Source organism: Salinibacter sp. (assembly GCF_042218895.1).
Classification (GTDB): Bacteria; Bacteroidota; Rhodothermia; order Rhodothermales; family Salinibacteraceae; genus Salinibacter.
This window is the reverse complement of the sequence record NZ_JBDGQQ010000002.1, coordinates 1-6,681: the sequence shown is the minus strand read 5'-3', so window position 1 is coordinate 6,681 and position 6,681 is coordinate 1. Positions and strand designations below refer to the sequence as shown.

Annotated in this window: 4 protein-coding genes, 2 tRNA genes and 1 pseudogene; 6 read left to right on the top strand and 1 reads right to left on the bottom strand. The window is 61.2% G+C overall.

Going from position 1 to position 6,681, the window contains the following annotated elements; translation table 11 throughout:
* Positions 1-8: 8 nt before the first annotated feature.
* Both ABEL04_RS00225 and ABEL04_RS00220 read left to right on the top strand, forming a co-directional pair.
* Positions 9-1,016, top strand: a pseudogene (locus tag ABEL04_RS00225) (tyrosine-type recombinase/integrase).
* 59 nt (positions 1,017-1,075) lie between these two features.
* Positions 1,076-2,113 (top strand): hypothetical protein, encoded by a 1,038-nt coding sequence (locus tag ABEL04_RS00220; protein WP_375800355.1) that lies wholly within the window; start codon positions 1,076-1,078, stop codon positions 2,111-2,113.
* 417 nt (positions 2,114-2,530) lie between these two features.
* On the opposite strand, the gene ABEL04_RS00215 is transcribed toward ABEL04_RS00220, so the two are convergent.
* A tRNA-Leu gene (locus ABEL04_RS00215) sits at positions 2,531-2,616 on the bottom strand.
* 160 nt (positions 2,617-2,776) lie between these two features.
* Between ABEL04_RS00215 and ABEL04_RS00210 the strand changes: the two genes are divergently transcribed.
* The 4 genes from ABEL04_RS00210 (at position 2,777) to ABEL04_RS00195 (ending at position 6,410) form a co-directional block, all read left to right on the top strand.
* A complete protein-coding gene (locus ABEL04_RS00210; protein ID WP_375800354.1) occupies positions 2,777-4,843 on the top strand; it encodes a prolyl oligopeptidase family serine peptidase in 2,067 nt (688 codons plus the stop codon).
* Between the two features lie 22 nt (positions 4,844-4,865).
* Positions 4,866-5,156, top strand: coding sequence for a hypothetical protein (locus ABEL04_RS00205; protein ID WP_375800353.1), 291 nt, complete (start codon positions 4,866-4,868; stop codon positions 5,154-5,156).
* Positions 5,157-5,341: 185 nt separating this feature from the next.
* A tRNA-Asn gene (locus ABEL04_RS00200) sits at positions 5,342-5,416 on the top strand.
* A 415-nt stretch (positions 5,417-5,831) separates the two neighbouring features.
* A complete protein-coding gene (locus tag ABEL04_RS00195; protein ID WP_375800352.1) occupies positions 5,832-6,410 on the top strand; it encodes a fasciclin domain-containing protein in 579 nt (192 codons plus the stop codon).
* The last annotated feature ends 271 nt before the right edge of the window (positions 6,411-6,681 follow it).

Here is a 6,681-nt window from a genome sequence, read left to right as displayed (position 1 = left end):
AGAAGCTCGTGAAGTGGGAGAAGGCGTATGAGGAGGGCGAGTTCGATCCCTGGAACGGCGGCTGGCAACGGCGGCACGAGACCGTTGAAGACGCGGTGGAGGAGTACCTGGAGACGAAACGCCGCGAAGGACTCCAGGAAAGCACCCTCGACGGCTACGAGTACAAACTCAACAACTTCCTCCGGCACACGCCCGCCGGGGCCATGATGCGAGACGTGCAGCCTGATCACGTCCACAGCTACATCCACGCCCGCGTCAACGAGGGACAGGCCAACGAGTCCGCTCCCTCCAACGCCACGAAGCGGAGCCGCTACCGCCACGTCCGGGCGTTCTTCTCGTGGGCAGAGGAGGACGAGCTCGTAGACGAAAGCCCCGTGGACGAGGTATCAAAGCCGCGAACAGAGGAGAAGGAAAAAGCCTTTCTCCGACCGGAGGACGTAGAGAAGCTCCTCCGATCCATTGACGCCCACCGGAAGATGAAGGAGGACGAGCCGGGACCGACGCCTCGGGATACGTGGCTCAAACAGATGGTCCGCGTAGCAGTGGGCACCGGCCTGCGGCGGGGGGAGTTATTGAACCTCCAGTGGGGAGACTTGGACTTGAGCGCCGGTCGCCTTGTGGTCCGCAACCGGGACGGCTTCACCGCGAAGAACGGCAACGAGCGAACCGTGCCGCTCCGTGGGGACGCCCTCGACACGCTCCGGGAGATGTGAGAGGCGCGGACGCCGCTCGACAACGAGCCGGTGTTCGTGGACGCGGACGGCGACGTACCGAAGCCGGATCGGGTCTCCAAGCGGTTCAAGTTCTACGTCCGCAAAGCTGGACTGTCCGACCGAGAGGAACTGTCCTTCCACTCGTGCCGACACACGACCGGCTCGTGGCTCTCGATGCAGGGCGTGCCCCTCCGAGTGATTTCAGAGATTCTTGGACACTCCAATACGCAGGTCACGGAGATGTATAGCCACCTCAGCCCGGAAGTGATGGATCGGGCGATGGAGGAGACATTTGGCTCGTAACAGACCAAGGATCGATTAAGGCTCATAGTTGCACCTCCCGAATTACAGGAAGCTCTACAGTGCCTGCTAGCGAACCAGTGGAGGAATTGCGAGATCGGATCGAGGGATTAGGACAGGACGAATATCCATTTCTTGATGACGAGTATTCCTCTGGGACAAGGGTTCCCTGCACGGACTTTGTTCCTTTCATTGCTGAGCGTTTGAAGGAGAGTGACCTGTTCTCAATCAAGAAGCTCATGAGAGAAGTCCTCAGGGCCAATCCTGGCTTAGGAGTAGGACCGTCTTGGATAGACAAACATGTGGAAGCAATCTCTCAAATCAGTTTCGCACGCTATCTGGGTGACCTTCCGAAGGACGTGCTGTATGAATTGCAGGCACTTTTCATAATTGCCTCGAAAGGGGGAGGTGGAAGACAATTCTGGATTACGGAGGACATTCCGCAGTTTATCGCCTGGATACTGTGCCCGTTTCTTCCCGAGTGGTCAGATCAGATGGTTGAACTCCGTCGGCGTGCAAATACCTTCATTGAAGGTATGCGTCAGGATGCTAGCTATTGGGAAGAATACCCACTATACGGCGAAGATGACGAGAAGGTAGGTCCCATCGGGGAAGACGAGATTAGCTCGAAAATCGCTACTTTGACACCGGCTGCTCGGATGCATCTACTTTACGCAGTCTCCAGATTAGCGCCTGGGGACATATGGCATGAGCGGGGCGGAGGTGTACTCTCTGATCTCACGACGTATGAAATCAGAAGCATGGGAATCAACATTCCAGACACAGTTCAGGAGATAGAATCGACCGGACTTTTGGTGGCTTCCGATGAAGAGGAAGCATTTATGCACTTCATGACGAAGGACGAGATGATTGAAGCTTGCGAAGAAACAGGCACAGACTATCGGAAGTCTTGGCGTAAGGCTGAGATTCTCAACGAACTGACAGATCATTCCCCTGAACACCTGAAAGCAGAAATGGAGGAGAGGGGAGTAGTCACCCTGAATCCCAGTGCTGAAGAAAGACTGCTGGAATTGAGTCGCTACGCAGACAACTTGAGCACTCCGTGTGAACTCCTCTGTTTTGCGCCACCGATAGTTTGAGACTGTTCCAGAAGCGCCGGCTATTTCTTTCCTCCCACAGTTTCCCCATAACTTTTCAATTTGGTACGAGATTCTGCGATTCGGCGCAACAACGGGGAACGGTCTCAAACACAAAATGCCCCTCAGGTCGCCGTTTCAGGCGCTGAGGGGCGTTTTTCGTTGGTGCCCGAAAGAGGACTCGAACCTCCAATACGCAGGTCATAGAGATATTGCCACCTGAGCCTGGAAGTGATGGATCGGGCGATGGAAGAAACCTTCGGTAGTGAGTAGTCACTTGGGAACCGTTCCCAATATATTCCCAAGCCATTCCCAGATCCATGCAATCTTTCTCGTTTTCTCGCAAGATCGGGGAGACGGCCCCAATCAGAAAACCCCGCCTGAATCGCCGTCTTTGGGCGTTCAAGCGGGGTTTATCGGTGCCCGAGAGAGGACTCGAACCTCCACGGCCGCAAAGGGCCACGTGACCCTGAATCACGCGCGTCTACCAATTCCGCCACTCGGGCATGTCTCCACAATGTCAGCTTCGGAATACTACCTACGCTTAGAGCGGTCGGGTGTGTTCCCCGAAGGATCCGTGCACGGCAGGGCGGCGCGCTCGCACTCGCCCCGAGCGATCCTTATGTTGGTCGGCGCGTTGGTCTCTCGTGCTGATCCAGTGATGCCATGATCCCCCTCCGTCGCTTCGGACTCGCCCTGGGCCTCGTAGCGGGGCTTCTGCTCGTGCCGACCGCCTCGGCCCAGTACGCGCAGGACTCCCTCGCCTTCGACCTCAAACACGTCTTTGACCTCGAATACGCCGCCGATCCCCAGATTTCGCCGAGCGGCGACCGGGTGGTGTATGCCCGCACGTTCATGGACAAGATGGAGGACCGCCGCACCTCCAGGCTGTGGGTCGTCGGCGCGGACGGGACGGGCCACCGACCGATTACGGAGCCGGAGACCAATGCCTCCCAGCCCCGCTGGTCGCCCAGTGGCGATCGGGTCGCCTACGTGGCCTCTACGGACGACGGGGCGGAAATCTACGTGCGCTGGATGGACACCGGCCAGACGGCCCGCCTTACGCAACTGGAGCACTCTCCGGGCGGGCTGTCGTGGTCGCCGGATGGGGACCGGCTCGCCTTCACGAAATTCGTCCCGGCCGAGACGAAGCCGTTCGCCCAATTGCCGAGCCCCCCGGAAGGGGCCGACTGGGCCGAGCGGCCCGACTACATCACGCAAACGATCTACCGCACGGACGGGGGCGGCTACACAGAGCGCGGCCACACGCAGATCTTTACGGTCCCGGCCTCCGGGGGCACACCGCGGCAAATCACGACGGCCCCCTACGACCACGAAGGCACGCCCACGTGGACGCCCGACGGCGAGACGCTTCTCCTCAGCGCCAACCGGCACGAGGACGCTGCACTCGATCCTCTCAACACCGAAGTGTACGCCATCGACGTGTCGAGCGGCGTGGTCACGGCCCTTACCAATCGGCAGGGCCCGGATGGCGACGTGGCGGTCTCCCCGGACGGCTCCACGATCGCCTATACCGGCTTCGACGACCGTGAACAGGGCTACCAGGTGACAAAGCTGTACGTGATGGACCGCGACGGCACCAACGCACGGCTCCTCACGGAAGAGTTTGGCCGTGACGTCCAGGATCCCACCTTTACCGCCAACGGCGAGCGCATCGTCTTTCAGTACGTGGACGAGGGCTCGACCAAGATCGGCAGCGTTACGCTCGACGGCGAACGGAGCGTAATTGCTGGCAACGTGGGGGGCACCTCCCTCGGGCGCCCCTACACGAGCGGCTCGTTCAGCCTCGCGGCGAACGGACGGGTGGCCTACACCCACGCCACGACCCAGCGCCCGGCGGACGTGGCCGTCGCGCAGGCCGGACAGGAGCCGCAGGTCCTCACGTCCCTTAACGACGACCTCTTCGACCAGATCAAGATTGGACGCGTCGAGCAGTTCACGTACGAGTCGTCCTACGACGGAAAAACCATCGAGGGCTGGATCGTGAAGCCGCCGAATTTCGACACGTCGAGGGACTACCCGCTCGTCCTGGAGATTCATGGCGGGCCGTTCGCGGCGTACGGCCCCTACTTCGCGGCGGAGGTGCAGCTCTACGCCGCCGCCGGCTACGTGGTGCTCTACACCAATCCGCGGGGCTCGACCAGCTACGGCCAACAATTCGGGAACGCCATCCACCACGACTATCCCGGGAATGACTTCGACGACCTGATGTCCGGGGTGGACGCCGTGCTGGAACGCGGCTACGTGGACGAGAATCGGCTCTTTGTGACCGGAGGGAGTGGCGGGGGGGTGCTCACGTCCTGGATCGTGGGCCACACCGACCGCTTCCGCGCCGCCGTGGCCGCCAAGCCGGTCGTCAACTGGTACAGCTGGGTCCTCACCGCCGACATCTACCCCTTCGGCGCCAAGTACTGGTTTCCGGGGATGCCGTGGAATCACCGCGACCACTACATGAAGCGCTCCCCCATCGCCTACGCCGACAGCGTGACGACGCCGACGATGTTCATGACGGGCACCGAAGACTACCGCACGCCGATGTCCGAGTCGGAGCAGTTTTACCAGGCCCTGAAGCTGCGGCAGGTAGAGACGGCCCTGGTGCGCGTCCCCGGCGCCTCTCATAGCATTGCCGCCCGCCCCAGTCACCTCGCCGCGAAGGCGGCCCACGTGCTGGAATGGTTTCAGCGCCACGGCGGCCCCTCGCCTAAAAAATAAGCCGTCTGCGTCCCTACCGGACATGATCGTGCCGTACCCGTATCCGCAAATGACCACGGTGGAAGGGCCCATCGGGGGCGGCATAGAGTACCCGATGATTACGCACATCGGGCAGTACGAGTCGGCCGAAGGCCTCTTCGGCGTTACCTACCATGAGATCAGCCACATGTGGCTTCCGATGGTTGTGGGAACCGACGAGAAGGCCTACGCCTGGATGGACGAGGGCACGACGACATTCAACGAGACTGAAGGCCGCGCCGACTTCTTTCCGGACAGCAATCCCTGGGCCCGGTCCGACAACGCAAGCGACTGAAGAGCCCAGGGGCCGTGAAAAGGAAATCAATCCCTTGACACAGAGGCCTGGTGAGGGGTACCGTAGGAGTTGGGTATGGTGCACTCGTTGGAACTCGGTCCGGCGACGTACCGTTTTCTGCAGCAGAGTTTTTGAGGAGGAGACAGGGCACTCTCGTCCCCGACTCGGTACATTTTGTCTTCGATTCCTCGGTAGCTCAACGGTAGAGCATGCGGCTGTTAACCGCAGGGCTGCTGGTTCGAATCCAGCCCGGGGAGCCAAGGCCTGGTCCAGAAACGGATCAGGCTTTTTCGCTATGCCGGGCCGGCCACGGGTCACTTCGTATCCCTCCTCCACTCGAAGGACCACGATCGGAAGCGCCCTGAGCCCCACCACACGACCTCGGCGGGCTCTACGTCCTGATACCGGCCTCGGGGGCTCATCCCCGAAAGAAGCGTCTCCGGCGGAGGGCGAAGCGACGGCCGCCGAGCCGTGAACCACGGACTGGAAGAGCCGGAGGGGTTCGCCACGTGATCGAGGAAAAATGTCAATCGGAAGATCAAATCGACCGGAGCACGCGGCGGTTGTGCCGCTGACTGTCGGCGTTCAGGTTCGAGGTCGGCCCCGAGAGCCGTGGCGCTCGGCCGGCGGCGATCGATTGGGGGCCTTCTTGTGCCAGATAAAACCAGTACGGGTATGGCCGTTTGGAATCTCCTTCGATCCAATCCCCGCGGCTCTGCGCTGGGCGCTGTCATCCTTGTTCTGGCCGTGGGGCTGGGGGCCTGCAGCTCCGACGCGCCCGACTCCTCGGGGACGTCTGCTGCTCCGAGCCGCTCGACCATTCCGGACAGCATGACCATCCCCCGCGTGCTGGACACCGACGATCGCTTCTCGACGCTGCGCGCCGCTCTGGATTCAACGGGGCTCGACTCGGTTCTCGCCAGTGAGGGACCCTACACGCTCTTTGCACCGCCGAACGAGGCGTTTAAGGCCCTGCCCCCCGGCACGATGGAGGCGCTGATGACGGAGCGCCTTGACCGCCTGCGGACAATTCTCGCTCATCATGTCGTTGAGCGCCGCCTCACAATAGAGGAGCGCTCCGAAGCGCTGGCCGTTCAGGCCATGAGCGGCGACACGATCTCGCTGCGCTCGACGCAAGCGGGTGTCTCAGTCGAAGGAATCTCGGTCGTGGACGGGGACGTGGCCGCGGCGAACGGTCTCGTACACGTCGTCGACCGCGTGCTCCCGCCGCCCGCTGAGAACGGCCCACCGTAGCGAAATCGGGCCGTTTGCGGAAGGGGTTCAGGGCCGTAACGATCCGCGAATATGTGTCGGGACGTTCGAACCTGAGAACGGATGGGTGTTTGAAAAGCGTGGTCACTTTTCCATCCTACATCCCAATTCCTTCTTATGGCTTCTAATCATGACACCCCCGTGTACGTCCTGCTCGGCGCAACCGGTGGCATCGGAACGGTCGTTGCCCATCGCCTCGCCGACGACGGCGCCCAGCTCGTTCTCGGCGCCCGCACCGAACAGGACGTAGAAG

Coding starts and splice junctions, on each gene's coding strand:
- ABEL04_RS00210 (WP_375800354.1), top strand. CDS start 2,777: ATGATCCCCCTCCGTCGCTTCGGACTCGCCCTGGGCCTCGTAGCGGGG.
- ABEL04_RS00205 (WP_375800353.1), top strand. CDS start 4,866: ATGATCGTGCCGTACCCGTATCCGCAAATGACCACGGTGGAAGGGCCC.
- ABEL04_RS00195 (WP_375800352.1), top strand. CDS start 5,832: ATGGCCGTTTGGAATCTCCTTCGATCCAATCCCCGCGGCTCTGCGCTG.